The organism is Deferrisoma camini S3R1 (genome assembly GCF_000526155.1).
GTDB classification, from domain to species: Bacteria; Desulfobacterota; Deferrisomatia; order Deferrisomatales; family Deferrisomataceae; genus Deferrisoma; species Deferrisoma camini.
This window is the reverse complement of record NZ_JAFN01000001.1, coordinates 960,124-973,394: the sequence shown is the minus strand read 5'-3', so window position 1 is coordinate 973,394 and position 13,271 is coordinate 960,124. Positions and strand designations below refer to the sequence as shown.

Annotated in this window: 11 protein-coding genes and 1 tRNA gene; 6 read left to right on the top strand and 6 right to left on the bottom strand. The window is 69.5% G+C overall.

All coding sequences use genetic code 11. The features are described from left to right. Positions 1–123 precede the first annotated feature (123 nt). From DEFCA_RS0104230 to DEFCA_RS0104220, 3 genes are all read left to right on the top strand, one after another. The gene (locus tag DEFCA_RS0104230; RefSeq protein WP_025321790.1) at positions 124–939 is read left to right on the top strand and encodes a sigma-70 family RNA polymerase sigma factor; all 816 of its coding nucleotides are present in this window, start codon (positions 124–126) and stop codon (positions 937–939) included. Between the two features lie 216 nt (positions 940–1,155). Continuing rightward, positions 1,156–1,231, top strand: a tRNA-Asn gene (locus tag DEFCA_RS0104225). A 97-nt stretch (positions 1,232–1,328) separates the two neighbouring features. Then, the gene (locus DEFCA_RS0104220) at positions 1,329–2,237 is read left to right on the top strand and encodes an MBL fold metallo-hydrolase (protein ID WP_029733541.1); all 909 of its coding nucleotides are present in this window, start codon (positions 1,329–1,331) and stop codon (positions 2,235–2,237) included. A 75-nt stretch (positions 2,238–2,312) separates the two neighbouring features. On the opposite strand, the gene DEFCA_RS0104215 is transcribed toward DEFCA_RS0104220, so the two are convergent. Both DEFCA_RS0104215 and DEFCA_RS0104210 read right to left on the bottom strand, forming a co-directional pair. Beyond that, positions 2,313–4,058 (bottom strand): aldehyde ferredoxin oxidoreductase family protein, encoded by a 1,746-nt coding sequence (locus DEFCA_RS0104215; RefSeq protein ID WP_025321789.1) that lies wholly within the window; start codon positions 4,056–4,058, stop codon positions 2,313–2,315. A gap of 380 nt (positions 4,059–4,438) precedes the next feature. Next, positions 4,439–5,083, bottom strand: coding sequence for a CBS and ACT domain-containing protein (locus DEFCA_RS0104210; RefSeq protein WP_025321788.1), 645 nt, complete (start codon positions 5,081–5,083; stop codon positions 4,439–4,441). 225 nt (positions 5,084–5,308) lie between these two features. Between DEFCA_RS0104210 and DEFCA_RS0104205 the strand changes: the two genes are divergently transcribed. From DEFCA_RS0104205 to DEFCA_RS0104195, 3 genes are read left to right on the top strand one after another with little or no spacing between them, the layout of a single operon-like run. Continuing rightward, the gene (locus DEFCA_RS0104205) at positions 5,309–7,987 is read left to right on the top strand and encodes a valine--tRNA ligase (RefSeq protein ID WP_025321787.1); all 2,679 of its coding nucleotides are present in this window, start codon (positions 5,309–5,311) and stop codon (positions 7,985–7,987) included. After that, positions 7,984–8,847, top strand: coding sequence for a carboxylating nicotinate-nucleotide diphosphorylase (gene nadC / locus DEFCA_RS0104200; RefSeq protein WP_025321786.1), 864 nt, complete (start codon positions 7,984–7,986; stop codon positions 8,845–8,847). The genes DEFCA_RS0104205 and nadC overlap by 4 nt, the downstream gene beginning before the upstream one ends. Beyond that, positions 8,831–9,187 carry a Crp/Fnr family transcriptional regulator gene (locus tag DEFCA_RS0104195; RefSeq protein ID WP_025321785.1) on the top strand — a complete coding sequence of 119 codons (357 nt, stop codon included), beginning with the start codon at positions 8,831–8,833 and terminating at the stop codon, positions 9,185–9,187. The genes nadC and DEFCA_RS0104195 overlap by 17 nt, the downstream gene beginning before the upstream one ends. Here the strand turns inward: DEFCA_RS0104195 and DEFCA_RS0104190 are convergent. Genes DEFCA_RS0104190 through DEFCA_RS0104170 form a run of 4 tightly spaced genes read right to left on the bottom strand, consistent with a single transcriptional unit; the run spans position 9,184 to position 13,210 of the window. Continuing rightward, positions 9,184–10,665 (bottom strand): HD domain-containing phosphohydrolase, encoded by a 1,482-nt coding sequence (locus DEFCA_RS0104190; protein WP_025321784.1) that lies wholly within the window; start codon positions 10,663–10,665, stop codon positions 9,184–9,186. The two genes, DEFCA_RS0104195 and DEFCA_RS0104190, sit on opposite strands and share 4 nt — an antisense overlap. Positions 10,666–10,669: 4 nt before the next feature. Beyond that, on the bottom strand, positions 10,670–11,911 hold the full coding sequence (locus DEFCA_RS0104185; RefSeq protein WP_169709437.1) for an OmpP1/FadL family transporter: 1,242 nt from the start codon (positions 11,909–11,911) through the stop codon (positions 10,670–10,672). Continuing rightward, positions 11,892–12,716: a M48 family metalloprotease gene (locus DEFCA_RS20255; RefSeq protein WP_025321782.1), complete on the bottom strand. Its 825-nt coding sequence runs from the start codon at positions 12,714–12,716 to the stop codon at positions 11,892–11,894. Before DEFCA_RS20255 ends, DEFCA_RS0104185 begins: the two co-directional genes overlap by 20 nt. After that, positions 12,713–13,210: an SH3 domain-containing protein gene (locus DEFCA_RS0104170; protein WP_025321781.1), complete on the bottom strand. Its 498-nt coding sequence runs from the start codon at positions 13,208–13,210 to the stop codon at positions 12,713–12,715. The genes DEFCA_RS20255 and DEFCA_RS0104170 overlap by 4 nt, the downstream gene beginning before the upstream one ends. Between the last annotated feature and the right edge of the window lie 61 nt (positions 13,211–13,271).

Sequence of the window (13,271 nt, the reverse complement as noted above, 5' to 3'; positions counted from 1 at the left end):
ATATTGCGGACTCGCTCGTATCGCTTTTTCCTGGAAAGGAGCGCGTCGATGAGTCCGCAAGCCCAGCCCGTTTCGCACGCCACCACGTCTCCACGGAAGGACCCCGCGGTCTCGGCGAGCCCCATGGCTCTGTACCTCCGGGACATCCGCAAGACCCGGCTCCTCACCCCCCAGGAGGAGATCGAGCTGGCGCTTCGCATCGAGAAGGGGGACGAGGCCGCCCGGCGGCGCATGATCGAGTCGAACCTGAGGCTGGTCGTCAAGATCGCCAAGCGTTACGTCAACCGGGGCCTGCCATTCCTGGACCTGATCGAGGAGGGGAACGTGGGCCTGATCAAGGCGGTGGAACGGTTCAAGGCCTCGAAGGGGTGCCGGTTCTCCACCTACGCCACCTGGTGGATCCGCCAGTCCATCGAGCGGGCCCTGACGAACCAGGTGCGCACGATTCGGCTGCCGGTCCACGTGTCCGACGACCTGGACCGTTTGAGACGGGTGACCGAGCACCTCACCCGAAGCCTACGGCGGCCCCCCACCGAGGAGGAGCTGGCCGCGGAGACCGGGTTCAAGCCCGAGTACGTGGACCGTTTGCTCAAGATCCAGCGGCGGGTGCTCAGCATGGACCAGGCGTTGGACGTGGACGGCGACTTCACCCTCCAGGACAAGCTGGAGGACCCCCACGCCCCGAACCCCACGGACAACCTGCTGCGCGAGAAGGTGACCCGGCTGGTTCGGTCGAAGATCTCGGTGCTCACCGAGCGGGAGAAGAAGATCCTGGTGCTTCGGTTCGGCCTGGACGGAGGTGAGCCCATGACCCTGGAGCGGATCGGCAGGATCTTCGGGGTCACCCGGGAGCGGATCCGCCAGATCCAGGTGGAGGCCCTGGCGAAGCTCCGGCAAGCCATCGAGGCCGACGGCGCCGGGTTCCACGACCTGGCTTGAACCGGCCGGGGCGTGTTGGGGCGAGGAGCCCTTGCCGGGGGCTCCTTTCTCCGTACCTTCTCGGGCTTTCGGCCCGCTGGGACGCCAGGAGGCTGGGCAACTCTCGAACCGAGCCCGGGCTCACGGTTTTCGACCGACGACCGACCACCGGCGACCGAGGTTGAAAAGGTTTCCCTTGACACCGGGGAGCGAGGTCCGTATAAAAGGCGCCTTCGTTCCCCGGTAGCTCAATCGGCAGAGCGGGTGGCTGTTAACCACTAGGTTGGCGGTTCGAGTCCGTCCCGGGGAGCCAGAAAGTCCCCCGCCGTCCCTGGCGGTTTGAACGGTTTGCGAAGACCCCGTCGGGATGCCCCCGGCGGGGTCTTCGTGACTGGGGACCGGAGGAGCCGATGGCAACCCATCGCATCGCCGACGGACTGTTCCTGGTGGACCTGGACCTGACGGAACCCGAGGGGTTTCGGCGGTTCCTGAGTGCCTGGGTGATCCGGGACGGCCCGGCCGCCGTGGTGGTGGACCCCGGCCCGGCAGCGACCCTGTCCGCGCTCCTGGCCGGCCTCGACGAGCTGGGGGTCACCCGGGTCGAGGCCGTGCTCCTCACCCACGTCCACATCGACCACGCCGGCGGCACCGGCCTGCTCCTCGAGCGCCACCCCTGCGCGAGGGTGGTGTGCCATCCCCGGGCCGTTGCCCATCTGGTGGACCCCTCGGCCCTGTGGGAGGGGTCCCGCAAGGTCCTGGGGGCCCTGGCCGAGGCCTACGGCCCGATCGCGCCGGTGCCGCCGGAGCGGGTGGGGTTCTGCCCGACCCTCCAGGCGGCCGGCTGCGAAGTCGCGGCCTTTCCCACGCCGGGGCACGCCCCCCACCACCTGGCGTTCCGGGCCGGGGCGTGGTTCTTCGCGGGCGAGCTCGGCGGGGTGCGGTACCCCCTGCCCGCCGGGGACTACTGGCGGCCCGCCACGCCCCCGCCGTTTCGGCACGACGTGTTCCGGGAGTCGCTGGAGGCCGTGAAGGGCCGGGCGGGCGGCCTGTGTTGCCTGGGGCACTACGGCGCCGTGGACGACGCCGAGGGGGTGTTGGCCCAGGCCTCGGAGCAGCTCGACCTGTGGGTCGCGGCGGTCCGGCGCCACCGCCGCACGAGCGGCGACGAGTTCGAAGATGCGGTGCTGGCGGATCTGCGGGCCGAGGACCCCCGGTTCGGACGGTTCCCCGACCTGCCGGCCGACGTGCGCAACCGCGAGCGCTACTTCCTCTCGAACACCCTCAAGGGCCTGCGCGGCTGGGTGGAGAAGGAAGGCTGATCCGTTCCGGTTCGGAAAACCGCAAAGGGCGGAGCCCGGAGGCTCCGCCCTTTGCGGTTTGTCCCTGGGGACGGCCTACTCGACGAAGTTGAACACCTGATCGAGCTCCTCGTCCGGCACCGAGAACACCGTGTTGTGGGGCGGCAGCGGCTCCCGGTACATCCAGTCCGGCAGCCGGTCGTCCGCGTTGGTGAACCCCGCCGCCTGGTTCCACTTGCGCTCGATCGTGAGCACCGTCTTGCCCAGCTCGGTCACGTCGTCCGGACCCAGGCTCGTGCCGTAGAACGCGTTGATCATCTCGTAGACCGCCTCGAACGCCTCCGGCTTGTCCATCACCGCAAACGCCACGAACAGGCACAGCCCCGTGGAGTCGATCGCTGCCGTGGCGATCTGCAGGTTCCGGCTCAGCTCCACCTGCCCCTCCGGCTTCAGCGGGTCCACATACCCGCCCACCTTCAGGATGTTCGTCGCGATCGCGTAGCCCGCCGTGTGGTCCGCCCCCATCGTGGAGGTCGCGTAGGTCACCCCGATCCCCTGGATCGCCCGCGGCTCGTACGCCGGCATGGCCTGACCCTTCACCACCGGCACGTGCGCCACCCCAAAGCACTGGCCCGTCACCTTGGCCCCACACCCCAGGATCCGCCCCAAGGGCGTGCCCCGACCCACCTCCTTCATCAGCTCGATCGCCGCGTTCGCGTCCCCGAACTTCGCCAGCCCCGCCTCCATCGCCACGGCCAGGGTCGCCCCCATCTCGATCGTGTCCAGACCGATGTCGTCCGACAAACGGTCCATCTCCGCGATCGCGTCCAGGTCGTCGATGCAGCAGTCCGTCCCGAAGCTCCAGATCGTCTCGTACTCCGGCCCCTTGGTCTTGTAGTTGCCGTCCTTGTCCATGTAGATCCGAGAGCACTGGATCACGCACCCCGAGTGGCACCCGTGCGCGATCTTCCCACCCCGCTCCAGGATCACGTCGTGCTGGGCCTCCCCCGAGATCTTCGATGCCCCCTCGAACCGCCCCTCCCGGAAGTTGCGGGTCGGAAGCCCCCCGGCCTCGTTGATGATGTTCTGCAGCACGTTCGTCCCGTACGTGGGAAGCCCCTCACCCGTGACCGGGTGCTCCTTCAGGGCTTTGGCGAACTTCTTCGACGCCTCCCGAAACGCCTCCTTGTCCCCGGGCTGGCGCATCTGGGTCTCGGAGTCGTCCAGGAACACCGCCTTGAGCCCCTTTGACCCCATCACTGCGCCCAGGCCGCCCCGGCCCGCGTGGCGGGTCGGCCGCAGCTCCCGGTCCGTGCACGCCACCGACGCCGCCGTCAGCCCCATCTCCCCGGCCGTGCCGATGGTGATGAACCCCACCTTCTTCTCCCCGTACCTCTCCACCAGCCTGGTCACGGTGTCGTAGTTGCCCAGCCCCTTGAGCTCCGGGCTCTCCACCAGCCTCACCGAGTCCTTGCGCACCTCCAGGGTGTAGCGCTTGTCCGGGTCCGCCGGCTGGTCCTCGATGACCAGCGCCCGGATGCCCAGGCGAGCCAGGATCTGCCCGGCCTGGCCCCCCGCGTTCGACTCCTTGATGGTGCCGGTCAGCGGGCTCTTCGCCCCCACCGACAGCCGGCCCGAGATCGGCGCGGCCGACCCGCCCAGGAGCCCCGGCGCAAACACCAGTTTGTTCGCCGGCCCCAGGGCCGTGCAGGTGGGCGGCACCTCCTCGGCCACGATCGCCGAGGTCATGGCCCGCCCCCCGAACAGCTTCCACTTCTCCGGTACCGGCTCCTCCTTGATCTCCAGGGTCCGCATGTTCACCCGCACGATCCGGTCGCTCATGGTGTCCTCCTTCCGAAAGAACGATTCCCGTCAACGGCCAAACACCATACCGAATGTTTCGCGAAAGTAAAGAGCTTCCCAGCAACTTCGGTCGTTGGTCGCCGGTCTGGGGCCTTCGGCCCGCTAGGCAGCTAGGCGGCCAGGCGGCCAGGCGGCTCCCGAGCCACCACCAGGCCCGCCGGGGGCATGAGATCTGTTAGAGAGCCGCGTGCGGCCGTATCAGGGACCAGAATTCAGAAGACAGTGGACAGGAGAACCGCCGAAGAGGTTTTCCCCCGTCTTCTGTCCACCGACTCCTGATTCCTGAAATGCAGACCCCACGCCCCGCCGGTACGGCGAGGCGTGGGGCGGTGCACGGTCCTTTCTTGCGAGGGGGTCGCTCACACGCCCCGGTGCACGACCAGGTCCGGGTGCTCCTCCTTCAGCTCGCTCTCCAGGGGGAGGGTGTCCCCCTCCACCCGCAGGATCAGCTCCCGCCGCCCCTCGGGCACGTCCTGGTAGGTGGTCAGGATGGAACGGATCTTCAGGCCGTGGGCCCGCACCTTGTCCGCCACCACCCGGATCGACCCGGGCTCGTCGGGGATGGTCATCTGGAGCCGCACCGTGTCCGTGCGGGCCCCGGTGACCTGGATCAGGGCCTCGAACACGTCCTCGTGGGCCAGAATGCCCACCAGGGCTCCGCCGTCGTCCACCACGGGCAGGCAGCCGATCTTGTTGTCGTGCAGCAGCAGCGCGGCCTTCTCGATGGTGTCGTCGGGGCCCACCCGGAGCGGGTCGCGCCGCATGGCCTCGGATACCTTGGCCCGGCTCAGGGCGTAGTGCAGCTCGTACACGTCCAGGGTGGTGGCCCGGCTGGGCATGTACTCCTTGAGGTCCCGGTCGCTCACGATGCCGACCAACCGGTCGCCGTCCATCACCGGCAGGTGTCGGATCTTGTGCTCCTTCATCAGGTGAATCGCCTCGGACACCGGATCGTCCTTCCCCACGGTGACGGGACTCGGGCTCATCCATTTGCGCACGACCATGGACCTTCTCCTTTCGTTCTGGGTTGATGGGATCGAGTACACGTAGCCGGCTCTCCTATCGGCCCGGCCGGCCCGGCCCATGAGGGTGGGGTTTGCTTTTCCCAAACCGGGGTCGGCCCTTGCCCTTGCCTCGGGCCGCCGGAGACCCGTACACTGTGGGGCCTTCCGTTTTTCTTGCGATCCCCCGTGCTTCCCCCTTTTCGGGCTTTTTCGAGGGTGTACGCCATGACCGATCCGCGCGCCGAGCTCGGCACCTACGATCCCCACTCGTTCGAGGAGAAGTGGTACCGGTGGTGGGAGCAGGAGAAACTGTTCCACGCCGACCCCTTCTCGTCCAGGCCCCACTTCTCCATCGTGATCCCCCCGCCCAACGTGACCGGCAGCCTCCACATGGGTCACGCCCTCAACAACACCCTGCAGGACGTGCTCGTGCGGTACAAGCGGATGGACGGGTACGAGGCCCTGTGGGTGCCCGGCACCGACCACGCGGGCATCGCCACCCAGAACGTGGTCGAGCGGATGTTGGCGGCCGAGGGCAAGACCCGCCAGGACCTGGGCCGCGAGGCGTTCGTCCAGAGGGTGTGGAGGTGGCGGGAGGAGTCGGGCGGCACGATCCTCCGGCAGCTGAAGCGCCTGGGGGCGTCGTGCGACTGGGACCGGGAACGGTTCACCATGGACGAAGGCCTCTCCCGGGCCGTCCGGGAGGTGTTCTGCCGGCTGTACGAGCAGGGCCTGATCTACCGGGGGGACTACATCATCAACTGGTGCCCTCGGTGCCACACCGCCCTGTCCGACCTGGAGGTGGAGCACGAGGACGAGGCCGGCCGTCTGTGGCACATCCGGTACCCGGCCCGGGACGGCTCGTCCGGGGTGGTGGTGGCCACGACCCGGCCCGAGACCATGCTGGGCGACACCGCCGTGGCCGTGCACCCCGACGACCCCCGGTACCGCGACCTGGTCGGGGAGACCCTGATCCTGCCCCTGGTGGGGCGGGAGATCCCGGTCATCGCGGACCCGGCGGTGGACCCCGAGTTCGGCACGGGCGCCGTGAAGGTGACCCCGGCCCACGACCCCAACGACTTCGCCATGGGCGAGCGCCACGGGCTCGACCGGGTGCAGGTGATCGGCGAGGACGGCACCATGACCGCCCAGGCGGGGGGCTACGCCGGCCTGGACCGGTACGAGTGCCGCAAGCGCCTGGTGCAGGATCTGGAGGCCCAGGGGTTCCTGGTCAAGGTGGACGAGCACCGCCACGCCGTGGGCCACTGCTACCGGTGCCGCACCGTGATCGAGCCCCTGGTCTCGCGCCAGTGGTTCGTGAAGATCCAGCCCCTGGCCCAGAAGGCCATCGACGCGGTGCGCCAGGGCCGCACCCGCATCGTGCCGCCCCAGTGGGAGAAGACCTACTTCCACTGGATGGAGAACATCCGGGACTGGTGCATCTCGCGACAGATCTGGTGGGGCCACCGTATCCCCGCGTTCACCTGCCGGGGCTGCGGCGAGCTCACGGTGGCGCGCACCGACCCGGACCGGTGCCCCGCCTGCGGGTCCGCCGACCTGGTCCAGGAGGAGGACGTGCTGGACACCTGGTTCTCCTCGGCCCTGTGGCCGTTCTCCACCCTGGGCTGGCCCGAGGAGACCCCGGAGCTCAAGAAGTTCTACCCCACCAGCGTGCTCGTGACCGGGTTCGACATCCTCTTTTTCTGGGTGGCCCGGATGATGATGATGGGGCTGTGGTTCCGGGACGAGGTGCCGTTCCGGGACGTGTACATCCACGCCCTGGTCCGGGACGAGAAGGGCCAGAAGATGTCCAAGTCCCGGGGCAACGTGATCGATCCCCTCGAGGTGATCGACCGGTTCGGGGCCGACCCGTTCCGGTTCACGCTGGTGGCGTTCGCGGCCCAGGGTCGGGACATCCGGCTGTCCGTGGACCGGATCGAGGGGTACCAGCGGTTCGCCAACAAGGTGTGGAACGCGGTGCGGTTCACCCTGATGAACCTGGGGGACTTCGATCCGGCCGCCCCCGAGGTGCCGTTCGCCGATCGCCCCCCCCAGGACCGGTGGATCCTGACCCGCCTGCGGGAGGCCGTGGCCGAGGTGCGCGGGCACCTGGACGCCTACGAGTTCGACAAGGCCGCCGGCAGCGTGTACCAGTTCCTGTGGCACGAGCTGTGCGACTGGTATATCGAGATGGCCAAGGGCCCCCTGTACGCCGACGACGCCCCCAGGGCCCGGCTCGCCACCCAGCAGACCCTGGTCCGGGCCTTTGACGCGGTGCTGCGGCTCCTGCATCCGTTCATGCCGTTCCTCACCGAGGAGCTGTGGCAGCGGCTGCCGTGGCCGGCGTTCCTGGGCGAGCGGCCCCGCAGCGTGGTGGTGGCGCCGTTCCCCCGGCCCGACGACCTGCCGGAGGACGCGGCGGCCCGAGAGCGGATGGAACGGGTCAAGGCCGTGGTGTCGGCCATCCGCAACATCCGGGGTGAGATGAACGTCCCGCCTTCCCGCAAGGTCGAGGCGTGGATCCGGGGCGAGGCCGCGGCCCGAGAGGTGGTGCTGGCCGAGAGCCGTACCGTGGCCGCCCTGGCCGGGCTCGAGAGGCTCGCCGCGCTCCCGGACGACGCCCCCAGGCCCGCCCAGTCCGCGGCCGCCGTGGTGGCCGGGCTGGAGATCTACGTGCCCCTGGCCGGGGTGGTGGACCTGGCGGCCGAGGCGAAGCGGTTGGAGAAGGAGATCGGCCGGGTGGAGGCGGACCTGACCCGCGTGGAGAAGAAGCTCGCCAACCCCAACTTCACCGGCAAGGCCCCGGCCGAGGTGGTGGAGAAGGAACGGGCCAAGGCGGCCGAGCTGTCCGAGAAGCTCTCCAAGCTCCGGGCGAACCTGGCCACGGTGCGGAGCGCCGCATGACCGGGTTCCCGGCGGCGGCCGCCGATCGGGTCCTTCGGGCCGCCCTCGAGGAGGACATCGGCCCCGGCGATGTGACCACCCGGGCGGTGGTGCCCCCCGGAACCCGGGTGGAGGCCCGGCTCCTGGCCAAGCAGGAGCTGGTGCTGGCCGGGCTGCCCGGGTTCGTCCGAGCGTTCGAGCTGGTGGGCCGAGGGGTGACCTGGACCCTGCGGGCGGCCGACGGCGACCGCGTGGGCCCCGGCACGGTGGTGGCCGTGGCCCACGGCGACGCCCGCGTGCTGCTCACGGCCGAGCGCACGGCCCTGAACCTGCTGCAAAGGCTCTCCGGCATCGCCACCCAGGCCTCCGAGTGGGTGCGGGAGCTCGAAGGCACCGGGGCCCGGCTCGTGGACACCCGAAAGACCACGCCGGGTCTGCGGGCCCTGGAGAAGTACGCCGTGCGGGTGGGCGGCGCGGCCAATCACCGCTTCGGGCTGTTCGACGGAATCCTGATCAAGGACAACCACATCCGAGCGGCCGGCGGGGTCGCCGCGGCCGTGGCCGCGGCCCGGCGCAACGCCCCCCACACCCTGAAGGTGGAGGTGGAGGTCACCACCCTGGCCGAGCTGGACCAGGCGTTGGGCGCCGGAGCCGACGCCGTGCTCCTGGACAACATGGACCTGGACACCCTGAGCCGGGCCGTGGAGCGGGCAGCTGGAAGGGCCGTGCTGGAGGCCTCGGGCGGGGTGACCCGGGACCGGCTCCGGGCCATCGCCCAGACCGGGGTGGACCTGATCTCGGCCGGCGCCCTCACCCACTCCGCGCCGGCGGCGGACATGTCCCTCCTTTTTCAGGAGGTGGAGAATGGAACAAGAGGCTAAGGTCCATGAACGGGCGTTCGAGCCGGGAACCGTTCTGTTCGAGGAAGGAGACGCCTCCCGCGATCTCTACGTGCTGCTCTCCGGTGCTGTCCGCGTGACCCGTGCCGGCTGGGAAGTGGCCGAGATCTCGGAGCCGGGCGCGTACTTCGGGGAGATGTCCTCGCTTTTGGGCGAACCGAGGAGCGCCACGGTCACAGCCCTTTCCGAGGTCCGGGTCCTGGTGGTTCCCCCGGAAAGGCTGGAGGATTTCTTCGGCACCACCCCCCAACTGGCCCTGCGGATGGCCCGGGAGCTGGCACGTCGCCTGGCCGACACCACCCAGCTCCTGGTAGAGCGCTAACCCTCCTCCGCCAGCCCCTGCCACTCCAGCAGCACCTCGACCACGTCGGGGTCGAGCTTCCTTTGAGCTGCGTCCTGCCGGAGGATGCGGACGACTCGCTCCGGGGGAAGGGGGGGTTTGTACGGCCGGTCGGCCGCGGTCAGCGCCTCGAACACGTCCACCGCCGCCAGGATCCGGGCGGCCATGGGCAGGTCTTCCGCCGTTCGCCCCTCCGGGTATCCGGTTCCGTCCAATCGCTCGTGGTGGGCCGAGGCGATCTCCGGCACCCGGGAGAGGTGGGGCGGAAAAGGAATCTGCCCGAGCATCCGGGCGGTCCAGACCACGTGCTCGCGCATCTGCTCCATCTCTTCCGGGGTCAGGCTTCCCCGGCTGCGCGCCAAGGTCTCCAACTCCTCGGGGGCGAGGACTCGTTCCTCCGGCCCCAGCACCCCGTAGGCCTCCGAGGCGATCCGTTTCAGTCTACGCTCTTGCTCCGGCCCCATGGGGGGACCGGGGCGATTCGCCGCCTCGACGAACGCCCAATCTTCCCGCATCGCGTCCAGCCGACGGGCGTTCTCCGCTGGATCGTCGCCCGAACGGATCCGTTCGAGCAACACGGCCTCCACCCGCCGGAACCTCTCGCGGATCACCTCGATCCGGTCGAAGAACCCCTGTAGACGGTTGGCCTTGTCCATCACGTACACCGGGGTGGTGACCTTTCCGATGTCGTGGAGCCACCCCGCCAGACGGATCTCCTCCAGCTCCTCCTCCCCGAACCGAACGCCTGCCAAGGGTCCCTTCTCACACCGGTGGATCGCCTGGGCCAGCCCCACGTTGAGCTCGGCCACCCGCTGTACGTGGTTCCCCGTGTACCGGGATTTGGCGTCGATCGCCACCCCAAGGGCCCGCACCAGGCCCTCCAGGGTTGCTCGCAGGTCCTCCACCAGCCGGGCGTTGCGGAGGGCTGCCGCCGCACCCGACGCGAAGGCCTCCACTAGCTCCACGTCCTCGTCACGGAACGGCCCCGGCTGACCGGTTTCCGCTTGTCGGGCGTTGAGAAGCTGCAGCACCCCGATGACCCTTCCCCCCGGCTCGGTCAACGGCACCACCAGCATGGACCGGGAGCGGTAGCCGGTCTGGGCGTCGTACCGGCGCGGCCCTTGGAAGTCGAACTCGTCCGAGCGGTACACGTCGGCCACGTGGACCGTCTTTCCGTGGAGCGCCGCGTACCCGGAGACGTTCCCCGGCTCGACCGCCACCGTCCCCAGTCGATCCTCCGCCTGGGCGGCCCGCAGCCGCAGCCCCAGCGTATCGTTGTGGATCACCCGGGGATGAAGCCGATCCCCTTCCCGGGTGTACACCGTGCCTGCGTCGGCCCCCGTCAGCTCCCGGGCGCACGCCAGAATCCGATCGAGCAGCACCTCCAGGTCCCGTTCGACCGACAGGGCCGTCGTCACCTCGATCAGGCGCCGCAACCGGGCGTGTTCGTCCGCCACCATCGCCCTAGTTCCGGTACGATGCCGCCAGAAAGGCGGTGATCGACGTCTCGGTCACGTCTTGGATGTCCGTGGAGCCGCCCACCAACTGCGCCTCCCCTTTTCCCCTGGCATAGATCACCCCGAACGTGAGAGACGCTCCCCGGCGGAATCGGGTCAGGCTCAGGGACGCACCGTACCGGTCCACGTGCTCCATCTGGTCCGTTCCGCCGTCCCGTACGTCCGGGGTATTGGCCCGGTCCGAGAACACTCCGGCCCGAACCGCCCAGGCCGGACTCCAGTAGTACTCAACGCCGACCGCCCCGTTCCAGGTCACCCGCCGATCTCCGAACGCCGGATCCCGGGTCGCCGAGTCGTACACGGCGTCCGCCGAGACCAGCCAGTTTTGGTTGGGGAACACCGCCACGCCGAACCGTACCTCGTACGGGTAGCGTCGGTGGTCGCCCGCGTCCAGCACCTCCTCGAACACCTCATTCGTGTCGTGGGGCTTCAGGGTCACCTGCGACCTGGCGTCGGAGTGAAGGACCCAGGTGCGCGCCACGGTGAAGCCCAGCGCCACCCGGTCCGTGGGCGACACCATGATCCCCACCAGGGGCCTCACCCCCCACTCGTCCACGTCCAGGTACCGGCTGCTCAGCTGGAACCGCCCATCGCTCAGCTCCACCATCTGGCTTAGGATGAACTCCGTGGTTCGTCGGTGGGCATAGAGCGTGAGGCCCACCGATACCTGTGGGCCCAGCGCCAGGCCGTACGAGGGGCCGAATAGGTACAGGGTATCCTGCTCGTTGAAGTTGATCCGGTGCCGATCCACCGTCACTCCGGGAATCGAGGACGGCAGGTTCTCGAACACCTGGTCCTGGTCCGTGCTCACCGAGTCCGGAACCGCGTAGGAGAATCCCAGCACCCCGTGGCCCAGGGGGTGGGTCAGCCCGAAGTAGTTCGGTAACAGGGAGGAGGAGGTCCGCTCCCACCCCTGCCCCCCCAGCACCCGGCCGTCGTACTCGTCCCGGACCAGGCGATAGGCGTTCATGCTGGCGGACAGCGACGTTTCCCGGGCGAAAGAGATCCCGGCAGGGTTATAGAACATGCCGGACGCGTCGTCCGACACCGCGGTGTATGCCCCGGCCATGCCCGCGGCCCGCTCTCCGACCAACACATTCACGTAGTGATTCGCATCGGCCCAGGCCAGGGGCGCTGTGACCAAGAGCGCCGCGAGGCACCCGAGCACCCTACGGAGAAGCGTGTACATTTCTCGCAAACCTGCCGCTGCCGCGGTGACCGTGTCCACCACACCCACTCTCCTCAATCAGGCCCCTCAGCCACGCGAGGCGTTCGGCGGTGGGGGGATGGGTCGGGGACTTGGCTCCCCGGGTTTCCGCCACCCGTTCCAGGAAACGCCCCAGCCCCTCCGCCTCGTACCCCGCGGCCAACGCCAAGGTCACCGCGAAACGATCGGCCTCCAACTCCTCCTCTACCCGGTATCCCCGGTTGAAGAGCCGTTCCATCACGGTGTCGGTGGCCTCACGCAGCCCCACCTCTCCTGCGCTCGCCCCGCCTCCCACCAGCCGCAGGAGGCTCGTCCACAGGCCCTGGGACCTTCCGGCGAGCCTCAGGTCCTTTACGACGTGCCCGGCCACCACGTGCCCGATCTCGTGTGCAAGGACCCCCGCGAGCTCTGCTTCGTCGCGCATCACCCAGAGGGCCTCCCGGGTCACCATGACGTACCCCCCCGGGGTCGAGTAGGCGTTCACCCCCCGCGCGTCGATCACCGCGAACCGAAACACCAGGTCCCCCCGGGGGGCTGCCAGCGCCAGGCTCTGACCCACCAAGTCCACGTACCGTTGGAGCCCGGGGTCCTCCACGAGGGGATATCGTCTCAGGATCCGGCCCACCACCTCACGCCCGACCCGAACCTCCACGGCCACGTCCTCTGCGGTCGGGGCGTCCACGATCTGGGCGCAGGCCCTCTGCCGGCAGTCGGCGGGCCCCGCGGCGGCCCCGCCGCTCCACACCGTGGCCAGGAGGATCACCAGGGCGAGCAGCCCGCTCCTCATTCGGCGCCACCCTCCATGAGCTCTCGCTGGAACGCTTCCACCTCCTCGGGCGCTGCCATCTGGCGCTCCCACTCCTCCACGGCCCGGTAGTCCGGGGCTCCCGCGCTGTCCAGCCGTTCCCTGGCCCCCGCCCCCCGCACTCCGCGCGTGGCACCCGCGCCCACCACGGCCGAGGCCCGCCGCCTCGCCCCGGGCACCCACTTCCCACCGCCCTCGACCGGCTCCACCGGCCGCCCCGAGGGCGGCTGCGGACCCAACACCATCCTGGGGACCCAACCCTTGACCTCTGACGCTCGCACCCGGACCCAGCGGCCGCCCTCTTCCAGCACCTCCACGGCCGCTCCCCGTTCCAGCCGTCCCACCACCTCGGATCCGAAACGGGGTGCCGCCCAGAGGTTCACCTTCCGGCTCTGCACGTACCGCGGGCCGGCGGCCCACGCCACCAGCACGACCCCCATCACCCCCAACGCCACCGAGCCCAGCTTCCTGAACATCGCCTCACCTCCAAAGCTCACGGTATCGGGTTCCGGATCGGCCGGCGGCCGGAATTGCTCA

What these genes read in the sequence shown, in the direction of transcription:
- DEFCA_RS0104215 (WP_025321789.1), bottom strand. Translation starts at nt 4,058, where the DNA reads ATGAGCGACCGGATCGTGCGGGTGAACATGCGGACCCTGGAGATCAAG.
- DEFCA_RS0104185 (WP_169709437.1), bottom strand. Translation starts at nt 11,911, where the DNA reads ATGTACACGCTTCTCCGTAGGGTGCTCGGGTGCCTCGCGGCGCTCTTG.
- DEFCA_RS20255 (WP_025321782.1), bottom strand. Translation starts at nt 12,716, where the DNA reads ATGAGGAGCGGGCTGCTCGCCCTGGTGATCCTCCTGGCCACGGTGTGG.
- DEFCA_RS0104210 (WP_025321788.1), bottom strand. Translation starts at nt 5,083, where the DNA reads ATGGTCGTGCGCAAATGGATGAGCCCGAGTCCCGTCACCGTGGGGAAG.
- DEFCA_RS0104220 (WP_029733541.1), top strand. Translation starts at nt 1,329, where the DNA reads ATGGCAACCCATCGCATCGCCGACGGACTGTTCCTGGTGGACCTGGAC.
- nadC (WP_025321786.1), top strand. Translation starts at nt 7,984, where the DNA reads ATGACCGGGTTCCCGGCGGCGGCCGCCGATCGGGTCCTTCGGGCCGCC.
- DEFCA_RS0104190 (WP_025321784.1), bottom strand. Translation starts at nt 10,665, where the DNA reads ATGGTGGCGGACGAACACGCCCGGTTGCGGCGCCTGATCGAGGTGACG.
- DEFCA_RS0104230 (WP_025321790.1), top strand. Translation starts at nt 124, where the DNA reads ATGGCTCTGTACCTCCGGGACATCCGCAAGACCCGGCTCCTCACCCCC.
- DEFCA_RS0104195 (WP_025321785.1), top strand. Translation starts at nt 8,831, where the DNA reads ATGGAACAAGAGGCTAAGGTCCATGAACGGGCGTTCGAGCCGGGAACC.
- DEFCA_RS0104205 (WP_025321787.1), top strand. Translation starts at nt 5,309, where the DNA reads ATGACCGATCCGCGCGCCGAGCTCGGCACCTACGATCCCCACTCGTTC.
- DEFCA_RS0104170 (WP_025321781.1), bottom strand. Translation starts at nt 13,210, where the DNA reads ATGTTCAGGAAGCTGGGCTCGGTGGCGTTGGGGGTGATGGGGGTCGTG.